Source organism: Sorangium sp. So ce327 (assembly GCF_051530205.1).
Taxonomy (GTDB): Bacteria; Myxococcota_A; Polyangia; order Polyangiales; family Polyangiaceae; genus Sorangium; species Sorangium cellulosum_B.
In genome coordinates, this window is sequence record NZ_CP150330.1 from 5179849 (window position 1) to 5196971 (window position 17123).

Annotated in this window: 14 protein-coding genes and 1 pseudogene; 7 read left to right on the top strand and 8 right to left on the bottom strand. The window is 73.0% G+C overall.

Annotated features, from left to right (window positions below; translation table 11 throughout):
• Nucleotides 1–151 precede the first annotated feature (151 nt).
• Nucleotides 152–802, bottom strand: a complete 651-nt coding sequence (locus tag WME95_RS19390; protein ID WP_437909832.1) for a hypothetical protein — start codon at nucleotides 800–802, stop codon at nucleotides 152–154.
• A 240-nt stretch (nucleotides 803–1042) separates the two neighbouring features.
• On the opposite strand from WME95_RS19390, the gene WME95_RS19395 reads away from it, so the two are divergent.
• Both WME95_RS19395 and WME95_RS19400 read left to right on the top strand, forming a co-directional pair.
• The gene (locus WME95_RS19395; protein WP_437909833.1) at nucleotides 1043–1561 is read left to right on the top strand and encodes a peptidylprolyl isomerase; all 519 of its coding nucleotides are present in this window, start codon (nucleotides 1043–1045) and stop codon (nucleotides 1559–1561) included.
• Between the two features lie 147 nt (nucleotides 1562–1708).
• Entirely contained in the window at nucleotides 1709–2191 is a 483-nt protein-coding gene (locus WME95_RS19400) for a hypothetical protein (RefSeq protein ID WP_437909834.1), read from the top strand.
• Between the two features lie 43 nt (nucleotides 2192–2234).
• Here WME95_RS19400 and WME95_RS19405 read toward each other — a convergent pair whose 3' ends face one another.
• Nucleotides 2235–4037, bottom strand: a complete 1803-nt coding sequence (locus tag WME95_RS19405) for an ATP-binding protein (protein WP_437909835.1) — start codon at nucleotides 4035–4037, stop codon at nucleotides 2235–2237.
• A gap of 124 nt (nucleotides 4038–4161) precedes the next feature.
• Between WME95_RS19405 and WME95_RS19410 the strand changes: the two genes are divergently transcribed.
• The 3 genes from WME95_RS19410 (at nucleotide 4162) to WME95_RS19420 (ending at nucleotide 6778) form a co-directional block, all read left to right on the top strand.
• Nucleotides 4162–4779, top strand: a complete 618-nt coding sequence (locus WME95_RS19410) for a DUF47 domain-containing protein (RefSeq protein WP_437872830.1) — start codon at nucleotides 4162–4164, stop codon at nucleotides 4777–4779.
• Nucleotides 4776–5783 (top strand): anion permease, encoded by a 1008-nt coding sequence (locus WME95_RS19415; RefSeq protein WP_437909836.1) that lies wholly within the window; start codon nucleotides 4776–4778, stop codon nucleotides 5781–5783. Before WME95_RS19410 ends, WME95_RS19415 begins: the two co-directional genes overlap by 4 nt.
• Nucleotides 5784–5899: 116 nt before the next feature.
• Complete coding sequence (locus WME95_RS19420; RefSeq protein WP_437909837.1) at nucleotides 5900–6778, top strand: NmrA family NAD(P)-binding protein; 879 nt, start codon at nucleotides 5900–5902, stop codon at nucleotides 6776–6778.
• 91 nt (nucleotides 6779–6869) lie between these two features.
• On the opposite strand, the gene WME95_RS19425 is transcribed toward WME95_RS19420, so the two are convergent.
• Together WME95_RS19425 and WME95_RS19430 are read right to left on the bottom strand one after the other, a co-directional pair.
• On the bottom strand, nucleotides 6870–8069 hold the full coding sequence (locus tag WME95_RS19425) for a 6-phosphofructokinase (RefSeq protein WP_437553606.1): 1200 nt from the start codon (nucleotides 8067–8069) through the stop codon (nucleotides 6870–6872).
• A 167-nt stretch (nucleotides 8070–8236) separates the two neighbouring features.
• Entirely contained in the window at nucleotides 8237–10978 is a 2742-nt protein-coding gene (locus WME95_RS19430; protein WP_437553608.1) for a phosphoenolpyruvate carboxylase, read from the bottom strand.
• 208 nt (nucleotides 10979–11186) lie between these two features.
• Between WME95_RS19430 and WME95_RS19435 the strand changes: the two are divergent.
• Nucleotides 11187–12068: pseudogene (locus WME95_RS19435) on the top strand (serine/threonine-protein kinase); the annotation flags it as partial.
• A gap of 805 nt (nucleotides 12069–12873) precedes the next feature.
• Here WME95_RS19435 and dut read toward each other — a convergent pair.
• The gene (gene dut / locus WME95_RS19440; protein WP_437767805.1) at nucleotides 12874–13332 is read right to left on the bottom strand and encodes a dUTP diphosphatase; all 459 of its coding nucleotides are present in this window, start codon (nucleotides 13330–13332) and stop codon (nucleotides 12874–12876) included.
• Between the two features lie 18 nt (nucleotides 13333–13350).
• Nucleotides 13351–14730 carry a M50 family metallopeptidase gene (locus tag WME95_RS19445; protein WP_437553612.1) on the bottom strand — a complete coding sequence of 460 codons (1380 nt, stop codon included), beginning with the start codon at nucleotides 14728–14730 and terminating at the stop codon, nucleotides 13351–13353.
• A 170-nt stretch (nucleotides 14731–14900) separates the two neighbouring features.
• Between WME95_RS19445 and WME95_RS19450 the strand changes: the two genes are divergently transcribed.
• Nucleotides 14901–15752: an SGNH/GDSL hydrolase family protein gene (locus WME95_RS19450; protein ID WP_437909838.1), complete on the top strand. Its 852-nt coding sequence runs from the start codon at nucleotides 14901–14903 to the stop codon at nucleotides 15750–15752.
• Nucleotides 15753–15775: 23 nt separating this feature from the next.
• On the opposite strand, the gene WME95_RS19455 is transcribed toward WME95_RS19450, so the two are convergent.
• A complete protein-coding gene (locus tag WME95_RS19455) occupies nucleotides 15776–16525 on the bottom strand; it encodes a lysophospholipid acyltransferase family protein (protein ID WP_437909839.1) in 750 nt (249 codons plus the stop codon).
• Nucleotides 16526–16691: 166 nt separating this feature from the next.
• Entirely contained in the window at nucleotides 16692–17123 is a 432-nt protein-coding gene (locus tag WME95_RS19460; RefSeq protein WP_437909840.1) for a secondary thiamine-phosphate synthase enzyme YjbQ, read from the bottom strand.

Consider the following 17123-nt stretch of genomic DNA (forward strand, 5'->3'; position numbering starts at 1 on the left):
CGTCGATCCGGGGGCCCGGCCCGAGGGGTGGATGGAAGGGGCGCGCTGGCGGTCGAGCGCGTGTTGCGAGGGGAGGAGAGGACAACCGGACGTCAGCGTCACAGCGGTAGGAACCGCGCGACGCTGACGTCTTCTACGTCTTCTGCTGCGCTTACTTCTTCGGCGCCGGCTTCACGGGCGCCGATGACGTGGCGGGCTTGGCCGACGACGACGGGGGGAGCGACGACGGCGGGGCAGAGGAGGCCGGCTTGGCCGACGACAGCGGCGTGGGCGACGCGGGCTTCGCCCCCGGCTTGCCTGGCTTGGCCGAGGTCGCGGGAGCGGGCGAGTCCTCGTACGGCTCGTCGGATGCAGCCGGAGGAGCAGCAGGCTGGTCCGCCGGCGGCGCCTCCGGCTCGACAGGCGCCGCCGAGTCGGCGGGCGGCGTCGCCGGGTGCAACGTCAACGGCTTCGCCTCTCCCTCGGTGCGGCGGACCCAGATCACCGCCGTCCCGCTCGCCACGCTGGCATAGCGGCCGTCCTCGGTGCGGACCTCCTCGTTGACCGCCTCGATGACCGCGTCGCCGCCGACAGCGCACGCGGCCTTGCGGAGCGACTCGAGGCGCTCCGCCTCCGTGCGGGCCGTCGGATCGCTCGCGATCGGCTGGAGGCGATGGTACTCGCGATCGGGCAGCTGGCCCGCCGGCACGACGTGCATGTCGCTGCAGAACTCGCCCGAAGGCGTGCGTTTGTCTCGGAAAGGAGTGCTGCAACCGGCGATCAGCGCGGCACCCAGGGCCGCCGAGAGGAGGAGGCGCTGCATGCTGCCTTCTTACCAGCGATGCGACGCGCGATGCAAACCCCGTGCATCATGGACGCAGCCGACGTGCGCCAGGGACGCCAGCCGACCCGGCGGCACGCCGCCTCTCGCAGGTTGCTCGCGGGTGGATCGGCTCCTGACGCCGTGCCCGTCACCGGGCCGCCACACCCCCCTGCCACTGTCCCATCCACCGCCCCATCCAGCGTTCCGATCTCGTGAACGCCTGGATATGCTTCGCGGTCGATGCGCCCGATCGAGCGATCCGCTCCTCTCGGCTTCCTCACCTTCCTCGGCGCGGCGCTCGCCGCCGCGTGCAGCGCGCCTCAGCCGGCGCCGCACGCCCCTCCGCACAGCGCCGCCCCTGCCGAGGAGAGCGCCTCGAGCGCCGCGGCGTGCCTCGCGGCCGCCAGCGCAGCGCGGCAGGCCCGCCCCGACGAGCCGCCGCGGATCGGCGTGAAGCACATCCTCGTCCGCCATGCCGGCGCCGATCGCGCCGAGGGCACGACGCGCACTCGCGAGGAAGCGTGCCTGCGCGCGATGGAGGCGCGCGACAAGATCCGCGGCGGCGCCGACTTCGGCGAGGTGGTCGCGCAGTACAGCGAGGAGGCCGGCGCGGCGTCGCGCGGCGGCTCGCTCGGCACCGTGGAGCGCGCCGACGTCCTGCCGCCCTTCGCCGATGCGGCGTTCGAGCTCGATGTCCAGCAGCTCAGCGACGTCGTGGAGACCCGCTATGGCTTCCACGTGATCTTCAGGACGGAATAGCCCTCCTGCCCAGAGCGAGCCTCCCGCCGGAGACCTCTCTGCCTGCCCGCGCGACGCCTCGCCTCTCGGGCCTCGCATCGTCACGGCGCCTCGCGGGCCGCGCGCGCAAGGGTTGCGTTCCCGGCGGAGGCGCAGCATGAAGCACCCATGCGCGCTCACAAGCTCCTCGCCGCCTTCGCCGTGATGATCGCCTCGCCAGCGCTGCTGATCGCGGCATGCAAATCCAGCGATGAGCCGGAGGAGGTCGCCCCGGCGCCGGGCGCCGTCACCGCGCCGACCGCGACGGCGCCGCCGCCCGCTGCGACCGGCGCCGTGCCGGCCGCGACGCCGACCCCGGCCGCGCCTCCAGCGACCACGACCGCCGCCCCGACCCCAGCCGCCCCGGCGACCCCGAAGCCGGACGCGGGCGCGCCGGTGGACGCGGGCGCGCCGAAGGACGGCGGCACCGCCACCACGGCCGACGCGGGGGCGCTCTCGACCAAGCTCGCGGCGTGCGCCGCGAAGTGCCAGTCGATCCTCCAGACCTGCCTGACGCCGAAGTTCCCCGCGGACGGCGGCCTGCCCGCGCTCGCCGATCCGGCGGCGTGCCAGGGCTCGTTCGACTCCTGCCGCACCGCCTGCGCGCCGTAGCTCCCGCCCCGCCTCGGCGAGGCCGGCTCCAGCGCCGCCGGGCCTACTTCTTCTGGGCGCCGGCCGGCGCGCTCGGCAGCGTGATCCGGAAGAGCGCGCCGCCGGCCGCGCCGGTCGTCACCGTGATGTCGCCGCTCATCGCCTCGACGAGGTGCTTCGCGATGGACAGGCCGAGCCCGGTGCCGCCCGACGCGCGAGAGCGGCCCGGATCCACCCGGTAGAACCGATCGAAGACGCGGGCCTGGTGCACCGCAGGGATGCCCGGACCGTCGTCCTCGACCTCCAGGACGACGCGCCCGTTCGCGGCCCGCGCGCGCACCACCACGTGCGAGCCGTTCGGCGTGTGATGGATCGCGTTGTCGACGAGGTTGGTCAAGATCTGGTCCAGCGCGCGCGGATCCGCCGCGACGAGCGTGCCCGGCGCCACGTCGATCTTCACGTCGGTGTGCCTCTCCATCGCGCGCCCGCGCAGGAGCGCCACCGCTGCCTCCGCCTGCACCGAGAGGTCGAGCGTGCCCGGCGAGAGCGGCCGCTCGCCGCCCTCGATGCGCGACAGGTCGAGCAGATCGTCCACGAGCCGGTGCAGCCGGGTCGCGTTCCGATCGATCACCTCGACGAAATCGCGCGCCGCCTCCGGGTCGTCGAGCGCGCCGCCGAGCAGCGTCTCGCTGCTCGCGCGGATCGACGCGACCGGCGTGCGCAGCTCGTGCGACGCGTTGGCGATGAAGTTGCGCTGCAGGCCCTCGATGCGCCGGAGCTCCGTCACGTCGAAGAAGACGGCGACGACCCCCGCCGCCCCGCGGCTCTGCGCCGGCAGCGCGAGCGGCGCGGCGTTCACGAGCAGGACGCGGCGCCCCGGAGGCCCGGCCACGCCTGGCGCCGCGGGCGCGATCTCGATCTCGCGCGTCGCCGCCGCGCGCGCGAGCGCGACCTCCTCGAGCAGCTCGTGCAGGCTCGACGAGCGCAGCACCTCGAGCGGCGGGCGACCGACCGGGTCCCTGCGGATGCCGAGCAGCTGCGAGAGCGCCGGGTTGACCAGCGTGATGTCGCCCTTCTCGTCCGTGACCAGCACGCCCTCGCGCATCGACTCGAGCACCGCGCCGAAGCGCTCTCCCTCGCCCCCGAGCTCGCGCCGCGACAGCTCCAGGCTCTCGGCGAGGTCGTCCAGCGCGCCGCCCAGGGTGGCGATCTCGTCGTGCCCCTGCATGCGCGCGCGCCGGCCGAGGTCGGCCCGCATCTCCCGCGCGACGCCCGTCAGGTAGACGAGCCGCCCGGAGAGGGCGCGCGCCCCGGCGAGCGCCGCGGCGACGGCGAGCGCGAGGGCCAGGAGGGTGCCCTCCACAACGCGCGTGCGGGCGGCGGACAGGCTGCGGTCGATCGCGACCGGCTCGAACGCGACCCGCACCACCCACGGCCCGTCCGGGCGATCGAGCCGCTGCGCGGCGTAGAGCATCCGCATCCGCGTCGTCTTGCTCACGCGCTCGCTGCGCCCCGTACCCTGGTGCCGCGCGTCGGCGACCTCGTCGCGCGTCGCGTGCGTGTCGAGCTGGCCGAGCCCCTCCGGCGCGACCGACGAGTCGCCCCGCACCGCGCCCTGCGGATCGATGAACGTGACGCGCCCTCCTGCGAGCTTCGACAGCGCCGTCGCGAGGGCGGGCGCCTCGGCCGCGAGGTCTCGTGACCTCGCGGCGACCTCGGTGACGAGCGCCGTCCGCGTCGCCAGGTCGTCCTCCGTGTGCGCCGAGAGCTCTGCCCCGAGCGTCTTCAGGACGTAGCCGTCGAACACCAGCGCCGCGAGGATCGCGATCCCCACCGCGAACGCGATGAGCTTGCTTCGTATACCCATGTCACCAGCGCGCCGGGCTCACGCCGCGCGCGACGTGGGCGAAGATCCTTACGTTACCTGGTTTTGTCCGTTCCATGACGACTCGTTGACGTGATGTGGGGAAACGGGGTAAACGCCCGGCCCCATGGGATTGACCCGTGACGCAGTCTTCTTCGACGCTCTGGCCAACCATGCGCGAAAGAGCGTCGCAGCGAGCGAGCTCCTCCTGGAGATGCTCGACCGGCTCGACGACGCCCCGGCCCTGGTGCAGCGGATCTCCGACCTCGAGGACGAGGCCGACAAGATCACCCACGAGTGCCTGGCCGCCCTCCACCAGACGTGGATCACGCCGCTGGATCGCGAGGAGATCCACGCGCTCATCACCCGCCTCGACGACGTGCTCGACTGCATCGAGGCGGCGAGCGTGAGGCTCGTGCTCTTCGAGATCACGAGCGCCCTGCCGGACGCGCGGCTGCTCGCGCAGGATGTCGTCGACGCGTGCACCGTCATGAGCTCCGCCATCCAGTCCCTCAGGGATCTGAAGAAACAGCCGAATCTCCTCGAGCTCTGCGTCGAGATCAACAAGATCGAGAACGCGGCGGACGCGCACTACCGCAACGGGTTGGCGGCGCTCTTCAAGAAGGGGAACGACCCGCTCCTCGTGATGAAGTGGCGCGACATCTATGACCTCCTGGAGCACGCGACCGACCGCTGCGAGGACGTCGCGAACATCATCGAGGGCATCGTGCTCGAGCACGCATGACGACCTACATCCTCGCCATCCTCATCATCGCGCTGGTGTTTGATTACATCAACGGCTTTCACGACGCCGCGAACTCGATCGCCACGGTCGTCTCGACGCGCGTCCTGTCGCCGCGCACCGCGGTGCTCTGGGCGGCCGCCTTCAATTTCATCGCGTTCGCGCTGTTCGAGCCCACGGTGGCGCGGAACATCGCGAAGGGCGTCGAGCCGGGGTTCATCACGCCGAACGTCATCCTGGGCGGCCTGCTCGGCGCGATCATCTGGAACCTGCTCACGTGGTGGTGGGGGCTGCCGTCGTCGTCGTCGCACGCGCTCATGGGCGCGTTCGCCGGGGCCGCGGTGAAGAGCGCAGGGCGGCTGTCGGTGCTCGACGCGACGGTCTTCGGCAAGACGGCGGCGTTCATCCTGGTGTCGCCCTTGCTCGGCGCGGTCATCGGGTTCTCGCTCATGCACGCCATCCGGTGGCTCGCGCGGGGCTGGACGCCCAAGAAGGTGAGCACCCGGTTCCGGCGGCTGCAGCTGCTCTCCGCGGCCGCCTACTCGCTCGGGCACGGCGGCAACGACGCCCAGAAGACGATGGGCATCATCACGGCGCTCCTCATCTCCGCGGGGCTCCAGGAGGGCGGCAAGGAGCCGGAGCCGATGCTCTGGGTCGTGCTCGTCTGCCACGCGGCGATGGGCCTCGGCACGCTCTCCGGCGGCTGGCGCATCGTGAAGACCATGGGGATGAAGATCACGAAGCTGAAGCCGGTGGGCGGCTTCGCGGCCGAGACGGCCGGCGCGGCGACGCTGTTCAGCGCCACGGCGCTCGGCATCCCCGTGAGCACGACCCACACGATCACGGGCGCGATCGTCGGGGTCGGCGCCACGAGCGGGCGCCTCTCCGCGGTCCGCTGGGGCGTCGCCGGGCGCATCGTCTGGGCCTGGATCTTCACGATCCCCGCCTCGGCCGTCCTCGCCGCGATCGCCTACACCATCGCGAACGTCATCAGCGGCCAGCCCTGATCGCGCAGGCGAGCGCGGCGCCGCGCCGCATGACGCCACGCAGGCGAGCAGGCGCCTCGCTCGCGCGGCCTGCCCTGGGACTTACGAAGCGCGCCGCCGATCTCCATAGCGCGACCATGCGGGCGCTCGTGACGGGGGCGACGGTGGCGCCGGGAGGGGCGGTCGCGCGGGCCCTGCTCGCCCGCGGGCACCGCGTGCGGGCGTTCTCCGCCAGGCCTGGCGATCCGACCGCGGCGCGGCTCATCGAGCTCGGCGTCGAGGTCGTCCAGGGCAGCGCCGACGAGCCCCGCTCGATCGCGCGCGCGGCGGCCGGCGTCGACGCGGTCTTCGCCATGGGCTCGCCCATTGAGGGCGGGCTCGCGGCCGTCGAGGCGGAGCTGCGGCTCGGCCTCGCCGCCGCCGAGGGCGCGAGGGCCGCGGGCGGCGCGCACCTCGTGTACACCTCGGTCGCGAGCGCCGACCGGGGCACGGGCGTCCCCCATTTCGAGAGCAAGGCGACCGTCGAGCGGCACATCACCGCGCTCGGCGTGCCTTGCACGATCCTCGCCCCGGTGTGCCTGATGGAGAGCCTGCTCACGCCCGCGGCGCGCCTCGGCCTCCGGCGCGGCGTGTACGCCGCCCCGCTCCCGGCGGGCTGCCCGCTGCAGCAGATCGCGGCCGACGACGTGGGGCGGTTCGCGGCGCTCGTGCTCGAGCGCCAGCGCGACTTCCTCGGGCACCGGATCGAGCTCGCGTCCGACGAGCTCACCGGCGCCGAGGCCGTGTCGGCGCTTTCCCGCGTGGCGGGCCGCGAGATCCGCTACGCCGAGGTGCCGCTCGCCGAGGTGCACGCGCGCAGCGAGGACCTCGCGGCCATGTTCCGCTGGCTCACGCGCGAAGGTCACGGCGTGGACCTCGGGGCGCTCCGCGCCGCCTACCCGGAGGTCGGGTGGCGGCGCTTCGAGGACTGGGCGCGCGAGCACCTCGCGGGCGCGCTGACCCGAGCGGTCGCGTGAGCCTGCGAGGGCGTCGCGTCGATCCGGCGCGCGGTCCGCCGGTCCACCTGCCCCGCGCGCCGGGCTCACCCGGCCCGCGCGGGCGCGGCGCTCATCCGACGTGCGACGGCGCGCGGCTCGGTCGGGCCGCCCCGAGGCTGATGAAGTGGTCGAGGATCCAGGTCTTGAAGCGGTTCAGGTCGAGCCGGTCGAGCAGCGGCAGGAACGCCCGCTCCACCCCGTCCTCGCGGCGTATCGAGGCGAAGTCGAGCACGCCGACGTCGTTCGCGGCGAGCACGTACGGCATCACCTCGGTGCGCCCCTCGTCGAACGCCGCGAGCAGCAGCGACCCCTTGAGGAAGGCGGCCGAGACGTCGAGGAAGGCGGGGCGGATGCCGCGGATATACCGGCTGAACGGCTCCGCGATCACGCGCTTGTCCGGCGAGTCGCGGAGCCCCGCGCCCTCGAGCTGCTTCTTCAGGAACTCGCTCGCCGACATGCCGGGGTGCTCCTTGCGGCGGCGCTCGGCCTCGTAGCCCTCGGCCACGACCACGAGCGCGTAGTCGGCGCGCTTGAGGCCGTCGGCGAGCTCGCTCAGCACGTCCTGCGGGAAGCGGAAGAAGGGGAGCACGATGAGGTGCGCCCGGGCAGCCACCGCGCAGTGCAGCGCGTGCCGCCCGCTGCGGTTGCCCATCATCTCGAGGATGTAGATGCGCTTGTGCGTATAAGCGTCCTCGTAGAGCCCGCGCGCGATGGTCGCGCCCGTCTCCACGCCGGACAGGAAGCCGATCGCCCGATCGCCCTCCAGATCGTTGTCGATGGAGACGTTCACGAAGCCGGCCTGCGGCCGCACCTCGAACTCGTCGAGCCACGCCTTGATGCCCTCGAACGTGCCGTTGCCGCCGACGCAGATGAGGTGCGTGAACCCCTGCGCCTTGAAGGTCGCGGCGGCCTGCTTGCGCTTCTCGCGATCGAGGAAGCCGGAGTAGCGCTCGCTGCGGAAATCGCTGCCCGCGTCGAGCACGCGCCGCCCCATCGAGCGCGCCGGGATGCCCTGCGCGAGCAGATCGTAGCGCTGGCGGCGGCTCATGATGAGGCGCTCGAACTGGGGCTGGGCGCGCGCGTCCGCGGTCAGCGAGCGGAAGCCCTCGGTCGCGGCCCACACCTCGTAGCCTCGCCGCGCCGCCTCCTCGGTCAGCGCGACGGCGACCGAGGAGTAGCCAGGGGCGTTGCCGCCGTCGAAGACGAGCAGCAGGCGCTTGTCCGATGCCGGGAGGGTGTCGGGACGTCCGAACTCGACGATGCTGGTCATGGCGCCGGCCTTCTACCACGCGACGACGAGGTTGGCTGAGCGATTGTCACGCGTTCGCGCTCGTTGTTTGACGACGCCGGGCGTTGGACGACAGCGCCGCGCGGCGTCGAGCGAGCGCGCCGCGCCGCGCGGCGTCGAGCGAGCGCGCGGCGCCGAAGGCGCGCCGTTCACCCCGTGTTGCGCATGCCGGCGGCGATGCCGTTCAGCGTGAGCAGGAGCGAGCGATCGCGCCCCGTGTCCCCGCCGCGGCTCGCCCGCAGGAGCTCGACTTGCAGGAATGAAAGGGGGTCGACGTAAGGATTGCGCAGCGAGATGGACCGCTGGAGCGTCGGGTTGCCCTCGAGCAGCCGCCGGTTGCCCGTGAGCCGCTTGAGCCACGACCGCGTCCGCTTGTATTCCGCGATGATCCGCGGCGCGACCGCCTTGCGCGCGGCGGCCGGCGCGAGCTCCGCGTAGCCCGCGAAGATCGTCATGTCGGCCTTCGCGAGCACCATCTCGACGTTGTCGATGACCGCCCGGAAGAACGGCCACGACGCCATCATCTCCTTCAGCAGCTCCGCGCCCTCGGGGCGCTGGCCCATGGCCTCCAGGCCGCTGCCGACGCCGTACCACCCCGGGAGGATGGCCCGGTTCTGGGTCCACGCGAAGACCCACGGGATCGCGCGCAGCGACTCCAGGCCGCCCGCGCGCCGCTTGCTCGGGCGCGAGCCGAGCGGCAGGCGCGCGATCTCGTCGATCGGGGTCACGGCCGTGAAGAACTCCACGAACTTGGGCTCCTCCCAGACGAGCGCGCGGTAGGCGCGCCGGCCCGTCTCGGCGAGCTCGTCGAACGCCGCGGCGAAGCGCAGCTCGGACGCGGCGGGCGGCCGCGGCTGCGCGCCCAGCGTGTGCAGGAGCACGCCGCTCAGCATGATCTCCAGCGTGCGCATCGCGAGCTCGGGACGCGCGTACTTGTGGTCGAGCGCCTCTCCCTGCTCGGTCGCCTTGTAGCGGCCGCCGACGCTGCCGGCCGGCAGGGCGAGCAGCGCCTGGTGCGCCGGTCCGCCGCCGCGCGCCACCGACTCGCCGCGGCCGTGGAAGACGCGGAGCGGCAGCTCCGCCTCGGCGGCGATCTTCGGCAGCGTCTCCTGCACGCGCCGGAGCGCCGCGCTCGCCGCGAGCAGGCCGACCTCCTTGCCGGAGTCGCTGTAGCCGATCATCACCTCCTGCACGCCGCGGGCGAGGACGTGCGGGCGATACTCCGGGTGCGCGAGCAGCGCGCGCAGGATCCTCGCGCTGTCGTTCAGCGCGCCGAGCGACTCGAACAGCGGCACGACGTCGATCCGCGCGCACGAGCGCGCCTCGTCCCACAGCCCGGCGGCCTTCGCGCTCGCGAGCGCGGCGAGCACGTCGTGCTCGCTCTGGGTCATCGACAGGATGAGGGTGCGGCAGGACGACTCGCCGCCGTCGCGCTGCGCCGCGGCGATGCGCTGGAGCGCCTCGAACACGCGGCGCGCCTCGGGCGTCATCTGCGCCGGCTCGACCCGGCCCTCCGCGAGGCAGGCGGCAGAAGCGCGCGCGTCCTCGGCCGGCGCGCGCATCTCGAGCTCCGCGAGCGCGAACCCCAGCGCGCGCACCTGCGAGAGCAGCCCGCGGGCGCGCCGCTCGCCGGAGCTCGCGCAGCGCGCGGCGCGCAGGCTGTCGGCGACGACCGCGAGATCGCGCTCGAGCTCCGCGGGCTCGCGGTAGGGGATCGCGAGCGTCGGCTCCTCCGGGCGCACGAAGGCGCGCCCCTCGCGCGTGGGGCCCTGCCCGGAGCGCGCGCGCGCCTCCGCGCGGCCGTTCTCCGCGTGCTCGAGCGTCGCGGTGAGGCGCGCCTCGATGAAGTGCAGCTTGCGGCGCCACGGCTCGCCCTCGGTGCGCGGGCCGAAGTGCGCGGACACCTCGGGCATCGCCGCGGCGTCCTCCTCGATCGAGGCGAGCAGCCAGGGCGGCGGCGTGACGTGCCGGACCGACTGCGACAGCGCGCCGCCGAGGTCGCGCGCCGCCCGGATGAGCCGGCGCAGCCCGCGGATGCGGTAGGCGAACAGCGCGTCCTCGAGCACGGCGGGCACGACGAACGGGTTGCCGTCCATGTCGGCGCCGACCCACGAGTGGATCCGGAGCGGCACGATCTCGGCGTCCAGCGGCTCGCCGTACGCGGCCTCGAACGCGCGCCCGATCGCCGCGGGCAGATCGGGGAGCAGATCCCAGAGGATCTCCTCGATGTACCAGGCGACGTTCTTCACCTCGTCGCCGACGGTGGGGCGATCGCGGCGCACCTCGTCGGTCTGCCAGAGCGCGGTGATCTCCTCGCGGATCTCGGCGAGCTTGCTCGCCGACTCGTCGGGCGTCAGCTGGCAGCGATCGTGCTGCTCGAGGTTCTTCGCGATGCGGTAGAGCTTCTCGAGGACGGTGCGCCGCGCCGCCTCGGTCGGGTGCGCGGTGAAGGTGAGCGTGACGTCGAGCGTCCTGAGCGCGGCCCGCACGCGCTCCGCGGGCACGCCGGCCTTCTTGAGCGTGTGCATCGCGGCCTCGAGCGAGCCGCGCTGCGGCCGCGCGCCGGGATCCGTCGCGTACGCGCGCGCGCGGCGGATGCGGTGGTGCTGCTCCGCGAGGTTGACGAGCCGGAAGTAGACGGTGAACGCGCGGATGACGGGCTCGAGGCGATCGTGGGGCAGCTCCGCGAGCAGCTTGCTGAGCTCCGCGGCCGCGTGCGCGCGGCCGTCGTTGGGGCCGCGCCGCCGGCGGATGGCGAGCGTGCGGATGCGCTCCTCGATGGCGAAGAGCTCTTCTCCCTCCTGCTCGATCAACACTTCCCCGAGCAGGCGTCCAAGCAGGCGAACTTCTTTGCGAAGAGGTCGATCGACCTCGCGGCGACGCGGCGGCATGGGCGCCAGCCTAGCGCGATGCGGCGTAAAACGGACCACCGAGTGTGGCCCGGGCGGACGGTCGGTGGCGCCGGGGGTGAGGTGGCGCCGGGGCGGGTGGCGCGCCTCGGGACCTGGGCGGGTGGGCGGGGGTGCGAGCACGGTCCGTGCATCGCCCCTTCATCCGCGCCCTTTCGAAGCCTCGTCGAGCTCGTGTACCCTCCGGCGGATGGCCGATGATGTGTTCGGGATCGTCGGCACGACCCAGGGGGCGTTCAAGGTAGAGCGGGTCGTCGCCGAGGGGGGGTTCGGCGTCGTCTATCGGGCGTACCACGAGGCGTTTCGAGCGCCGGTCGCGCTGAAGTGCCTCAAGGTCCCGGCGACGCTGCCCGAGCAGCTGCGCGTGCAGTTTCTTGAAAAATTTCGCGAGGAGGCGGAACTGTTGTTCCGCCTGTCGGCCGCGATCCCTGCCGTCGTCAGGCCGCTGCACCACGACGTGATCTCGACCGCGACTGGCGCCTTCGTGCCGTTCATCGCGCTGGAGTGGCTCGAGGGCCGCACGCTCGCGAGCCACATCGCCTCCCGCGCGGCGATGGGAGCGCCGCTGCTCGCGCCGGGGGAGGTGATCCGGCTGCTCGCGCCGGTCGCGCGCGCGCTCGAGGCGGCGCACCACTTCCCCGGGCCGAGCGGCCCCACGTGCGTGGTGCACCGCGATCTCAAGCCGGCGAACATCTTCCTCGCCCAGATCCACGGCGCGGAGGTCGTCAAGATCCTCGACTTCGGCATCGCCCGCGCCCGCGACGCCGCGACGGTCATGGCCGGCCAGACCGCCACCACGTCGGGCGGCCTCTCGACGGCGTTCACGCCCGCCTACGGGGCGCCCGAGCAGTGGGCGCCGAAGCGCTTCGGCAAGACGGGCCCCTGGACCGACGTCTGGGGGCTCGCCGTGACCGTCGTCGAGGCGCTCGCCGGCCGTGAGATCATCGGCGGGGATCACGTGGCGATGATGGGCACGGTGCTCGACGAGAAGCGCCGCCCCACCCCGAGGAGCGAGGGCATCTTCGTGCCCGACGCGCTGGAGGCCGCCTTCCGGCGGGCGCTGGCCGTGGATCCGCGCGAGCGCTTCCGGGACATCGGGGCGTTCTGGGACGAGGTCGAGCAGGCGCTCGGGCTGCCGCGGAGCGCTCCGCCGATCGCGGTGCCCAGCCGGAGCCACACGCCGGCCGCCGCCCGCGGCCGCTCCTCGGTGTTGCCCGCATCGCCCTCGTCGCCGGGATCGACGCGGTCGCAGGATCTCCTCCAGGGCACCGCCCTCGCGGCGCCGACGGCGTTCGCGGAGGCGACGGCTCGGGAGCTCCACCTGCCGGAGCGCGGCGGCGGCCGCTTGCCGCCGCACAGCCTCCCCACCGAGCCGGTCGTGCCGCTCGCGCTGGACTGGTCTCCTCCCGCGCCCGCGCCCTTCGCGCGGCCGTCCTATGCGCCGTCGAGGATGCCGCCCCCGATGATGGAGCGCGCGCCAGCGCGCCCCAGCCTGAGCACCGGGGAGCTCATGGCGATGTTCGCGTTGCCGGTGCGGCTCGCCGGCGCGGGCGTCGTCATCACCCTCCTCGATCTCGCGGCCGCCTCGCTGCTCTTCGGCGGCCAGCGCATCGGCGTGGGCCCCATCGGCGGCGTGGGCCCCATCGGGCTCTTCCACGTCGCGGTGGGCCTCGTGGTCCTGGGCATCGGGATCGCGGTGTTCCGGCTGTTCTCATCGGACCGCTAGCGCCGATCACGTTGAAACCCGGAGAAATTTCACAGGGAGGCGGGGAGGCGGGGAGGAAGAAGAAAATGAATTTCTCCCTCGTGCCGTCTCTCGCTCCCCGCCTCCCTGTGAAATTTCTGCTCTTTCTTGGGGTTTCAACCCGTTTGTCGCTTTAGGGCTCCTCGCGCCGCACGCCCGTCGATCCGTAGCCGCCCGCGCCGCGCGCCGTCGGCGCGAGCGCGGGGACCAGGACCACGTCGGCGAGGGCGACCGGGCAGATCACGAGCTGGGCGATCCGATCGCCGCGGTGCACCGTGAACGGCGCTGCGCCGAGGTTGATCAGGACGACCTTGATCTCCCCGCGGTAGTCCGGATCGATCGTCCCGGGGCTGTTCAGCACGGTGACGCCGTGGTGCAGCGCGAGCCCCGAGCGCGGCCGCACCTGCCCCTCGTGGCCATCGGGGAGGGCGACCGCGTAGCCCGTGGGCACGAGCTTCCGCTCCCCGGGCGCGAGCGTGACCGGCGCCTCGATGGCCGCGCAGAGATCGAGCCCGACGGCTCCCTCGGACTGGTAGGCGGGGGGAGGGACCTCGATCGGCCCCACGCGAAGGAAAGGCACCTGGATGCGCACGCGGCGCAGCCTAGCCGGTCACGGGCGCGGCAGCACCGCCTCGAGCGCCGAGCCCCGGAGCGCCTCGAGCGCCGAGTCCGACCACGCCCGCGCCCGATCCGAGAACCCGGCCTCCACCGCGCGCCGGAGCAGCTCGAGCGCCCCCTCGAGGTTCCCGTCCTTGGCGCTCGCGCGCGCCGCGTCGTACGCGTCCTGGCCGAGGCCCACGCGGCGGAAGATCGCCTCGTAGAGCCGCGCCGACCAGTCGAACGCGCCGCGCTCGAACGCGATCTCCGCCATCCTCCGCGCGTCGTCCTCCGAGAGCTGCTCCACGATGTCCAGCGCCACGGCCGCGGCCCGCGCCACCTCGCCCTGCTCCACGAGCACCCGGATCAGCGGGCCCGCGACCTCCTTCCGGTCGTCGCCGGCCTCCCGGGCCGCCTCGAGCACCTTCCGCGCTTGCTTCAGCTCCCCGAGCGCGAGGTGCACCGCCCCGACCAGCGCCGGGTCAGGCTCGCCCTGCTTGCGCGCCTGCGCGAGCGCTTCCCCCGCGCGCTTCGCGTCGCCGAGGAGCAGGTGCGACCAGCCGATGAGCTCGTGCGCCTCCCGGAGCGCGCGCTTCGGCGGCGCCGGCGACTGCGCGAGCACCTCCGCCGAGAGCGCCATCGCCTCGCCCGTCCGCTCGTCCTCCACGGCCCGGCGCGCCCGCTGGAGCAGGACGGCCGTCTCGGGCGGCATCGGCTCCTCCTGAAACTCCGCTCGCCGGCGGTTCATGGAGGGCGACGGCGCCGCCGGCTCGCTGCGGAACCGCTGCAGGCTCTGGAACGCGGACATGACGAGGATGAACGAGAAGAAGAAGAACCCCGCCCTCAGGAAGAAGATGGCGAGGAGCACGGCGGTGATGCCCGAGATGGCCGCCGTCAGCCGGGCCCGCTTCGGGCCGAGCGCGTGCTCGAGGACGTGGCCGCCGTCGAACGGGAGCACGGGGATCAGGTTGAGGAGACCCCACCACACGTTGACCTTGATGAGCATCTCCATCCCGCTCAGCACCAGGGTCGGGAGGGCGTAGAGCGCCGGAACATAGCTGAGCACGAGGTGAAGGACCCCGGCGACGAGGAAGCCGGCGAAGGGGCCTGCCAGGCTGATCAGCACGTGCTGGAGCCGCCCGAGGGGCAGGAGCGAGCGCCAGGTCGTGGTCCCGCCCATGAAGTGGAGCGTGATCTCCGGCTCGATCCGGTACCGCTTGATGGCGAGCGCGTGGCCGAACTCGTGCATCAGGACCGACAGGAAGACCACGAGGATCCAGACGAGGAACAGCTGGTACTGCTGACTGGCCAGGATCCCGTACCCGAGCAGGGCGGCGGAGAGCCAGAACCAGAGCTGGACGTCGACCGAGACTCCAAACAGACGGAAGCTCATGCGCATGTAATAAGCCGTGCGGGCCGTTCGCTCAATGATTGCCGTACGGACGCGGCCGGCCGTAGAGTGCGCGGCGTTGCGTGCGGCCAGGCAGGAGCGCGGCGCGCGTGGAGCGCCAGAGGACGCGCCGCGCCCCTTCTTCCAGGCCGCGCGCGGCGTCGGGAGCGAGCATGGGCAGGGAGATCTGGGTCAGGAGATGGGCGCTCGCCGGGGTCGCCGCGGCGGGCATGGCGTGCGGCGCCGCACCGGCGCCGCCGCCATCCCCCGAGGCCGCGCCGGCGCCTGCGGCGCCGCCCGAGGCGTCAGCGCCGGCCGCCGCCCGCTCGCCCGGGGCCTCCGCGCCGGCCGAGGCCGCTGCCGCGCCGCCGGCCGTCGTGCCGCCCGCGTTCGAGGTTCCGCCCAACACGGCGGTCCTCCACGTCGGCGACTCGTTCGCGGTGGCGGGCTTCGCGCAGGCGCTCCGCCCGCGGATGCAGGAGCACCGCGTGCGCTACGCGGTGAAGGCCGAGACCAGCTCGTACACGGTGACGTGGGCTTCCAGGATGGAGCTCCTGGTCGCGAACTACCAGCCGGACCTCGTGATCATCAGCCTGGGCGCCAACGAGGTGGAGAACGTCAACCCGCCTGCCCACGCCGGCGCGATCCGCCGCATCGTCAAGGCGATCGGCGGTCGCCCGTGCGTGTGGGTGTCGCCGCCGCTCTGGCGCAAGGACACCGGCATCATCGATGTGATCCGGACGAACTCGGCCCCGTGCCGCTTCTTCGACTCCGACGCGCTGGTGCCGGGCCCTCTTCCGCGCCAGAAGGACAAGATCCACCCCAACGAGGTGGGCGGCGCGCGCTGGGCCGAGGCCTTCTGGAGCTGGCTCACGGCGGAGCACCTTCCGGCCGGCGAGGCGGCGCCGGCGCACAGCCCCTGGGCGCTCCGGCCGTCTCCGCCCGAGGAGCACCGCTCCCAGGCGGACGCCCCGGAGAGCGCCGCCCAGCGAGGCGAGCAGGCATCCGAGCGGCGGGCGGAGTGATTCCGAGCTGACCGGCCGGCGCCCTACGCCGCCGACGTCGCCACGCCCGCGCCGCGGTGGATCAGCCCAGGATCGTGGCCGAGCGCCCCTGCGATCGCCGCCCTCACGTCGCGCATCAGCCGGTTGCGGCCCCCGGCGCCGTAGGGCGCAGGATCGATCGGCGGCATGATCGTGACCACCACCCGGTGGTGCTCCTGCACAACGAAATCCTTGGCCCGGAGCACGTGCCGCGTGCCGTCGATCGCCACCGGGAGGATGGGCGTGTTCGTCTCGATCGCCATCCGGAAGCCGCCGCTCTTGAACGGGAGGAGCGCGCCGGTCTTGCTCCGCGTCCCCTCCGGCGCGATCCAGACCCGGGTCCCGTCCTGCAGCATGGACGCGCCGACCTGCAGGCTCGCGCTGGCCTGGACATGATCGCTCCGGTTGATCCGGATGAACCCCGCCGCCTTCATCGCTTGGCCGAAGATCGGCACGTTGAACAGCTCCTTCTTGGCGATCATCCGGAGCCGGCCGGGGATCGCGCGGAACACCACCGGGATGTCGAAGAGGCTCTGGTGGTTCGACATCACGACGAACGGCCGTGTGCCCGAGGCGTTCTCGCGCCCGCGCACCACCAGATCCACGTCCGCGTCCTCGAGCACCTTGCGCGCCCACCAGTCCAGCCGCTCATCGCAGCGCTCGAGGGTCACACGCCCGATCATCGCGTCCACCACGGTCGGAAAGCAGATCCGGGCAGTGTCGAAGATTCCCATGAACGTCGTCTGAAGGCTCATCGCTCTCTTCCCGCTGATTCCGCTGAAAGGTGAGGGGATCGCGTGGCGCGCTGGCGACCGGGCAGGCCCTGCCTTACGCGGCGGGCAAGCAACCCCCGAGGGGCGCCGAGCTCATCCAGGGCTCATCCAGTACTCGTCCGTACGCGAACGCCGCAAAGTATACCACTCAACCCCCGGCTGTGGTGCCGGTCACGGTCACTACCACGCGGCGCGCGTGGGGAGAACTACGGTGCTCCCAGACATACAGGGCTTGCCAGGTCCCGAGCGCGAGGCGGCCGCCGGAGATCGGGATCACCTCGCTCGAGCGGGTGACGGCGCTCCTGAGGTGGCCCGGCATGTCGTCGGGGCCCTCGTCGTCGTGCTCGTACTCGCGGCCCTCCGGGGCGAGGCGGGACATCCAGCGCTCCAGGTCGCGGAGGACGGCCGGATCGGCGTTTTCCTGGAGGATGAGGCTCGCGGACGTGTGCTGCAGGAACACGGCGCAGAGCCCGACGTCGACGCCCGCGTCGGCGACGACGCGCGCGACCTCGCGCGTGATATCGACGAAACCCCGGCCGTTCGTGCGGATCTCGAGCGTGCGCTGGACGATGGTGGTCAC

Excerpts from the sequence above, each read along its gene's own strand:
- WME95_RS19425 (WP_437553606.1), bottom strand. The coding sequence starts at position 8,069 with ATGACCAGCATCGTCGAGTTCGGACGTCCCGACACCCTCCCGGCATCG.
- WME95_RS19445 (WP_437553612.1), bottom strand. The coding sequence starts at position 14,730 with ATGAGCTTCCGTCTGTTTGGAGTCTCGGTCGACGTCCAGCTCTGGTTC.
- WME95_RS19400 (WP_437909834.1), top strand. The coding sequence starts at position 1,709 with ATGCGCGCTCACAAGCTCCTCGCCGCCTTCGCCGTGATGATCGCCTCG.
- WME95_RS19450 (WP_437909838.1), top strand. The coding sequence starts at position 14,901 with ATGGGCAGGGAGATCTGGGTCAGGAGATGGGCGCTCGCCGGGGTCGCC.
- WME95_RS19420 (WP_437909837.1), top strand. The coding sequence starts at position 5,900 with ATGCGGGCGCTCGTGACGGGGGCGACGGTGGCGCCGGGAGGGGCGGTC.
- WME95_RS19455 (WP_437909839.1), bottom strand. The coding sequence starts at position 16,525 with ATGAGCCTTCAGACGACGTTCATGGGAATCTTCGACACTGCCCGGATC.
- WME95_RS19415 (WP_437909836.1), top strand. The coding sequence starts at position 4,776 with ATGACGACCTACATCCTCGCCATCCTCATCATCGCGCTGGTGTTTGAT.
- WME95_RS19390 (WP_437909832.1), bottom strand. The coding sequence starts at position 802 with ATGCAGCGCCTCCTCCTCTCGGCGGCCCTGGGTGCCGCGCTGATCGCC.
- WME95_RS19395 (WP_437909833.1), top strand. The coding sequence starts at position 1,043 with ATGCGCCCGATCGAGCGATCCGCTCCTCTCGGCTTCCTCACCTTCCTC.
- WME95_RS19405 (WP_437909835.1), bottom strand. The coding sequence starts at position 4,037 with ATGGGTATACGAAGCAAGCTCATCGCGTTCGCGGTGGGGATCGCGATC.
- WME95_RS19430 (WP_437553608.1), bottom strand. The coding sequence starts at position 10,978 with ATGCCGCCGCGTCGCCGCGAGGTCGATCGACCTCTTCGCAAAGAAGTT.
- WME95_RS19410 (WP_437872830.1), top strand. The coding sequence starts at position 4,162 with ATGGGATTGACCCGTGACGCAGTCTTCTTCGACGCTCTGGCCAACCAT.